This is a genomic window from Sedimentibacter sp. B4, from assembly GCF_000309315.1.
GTDB classification, from domain to species: domain Bacteria; phylum Bacillota; class Clostridia; order Tissierellales; family Sedimentibacteraceae; genus Sedimentibacter; species Sedimentibacter saalensis.
Window position 1 is genome coordinate 1 of record NZ_CANG01000490.1, and the last position, 317, is coordinate 317.

Annotated in this window: 1 protein-coding gene; it reads left to right on the forward strand. The window is 62.1% G+C overall.

Annotated elements, in window-relative coordinates; genetic code table 11:
• Positions 1-317: DUF3427 domain-containing protein (locus BN358_RS23745; RefSeq protein WP_157593457.1), on the forward strand; the 317-nt coding region annotated here is incomplete at both ends.

The window sequence follows — 317 nt, forward strand, 5'->3', positions numbered from 1 at the left end:
TTCATCGTCGAGCTCGCTTTCGCTGATAGTCGCCGGCTCACCCGCTCCGACGACGGACTTGAGGGACTACCCCTTGCGCTACACGGGAGCTATCAGCGCGAGGAGATCCTGGCCGCGCTCGGACACGCAGAGCTGAATCGGCCGCCAAGCCAGTTCCGCGAAGGAGTGCTCAAGACCACTGTGAGCGGACGGACCGTCGACGCGTTCTTCATCACCCTCAACAAATCGGAAGCCGAGTACTCGCCCAGCACCATGTACCGGGACTACCCGATCAGCCCAACCCTCTTTCACTGGGAGTCGCAGTCGACGACGTCGGT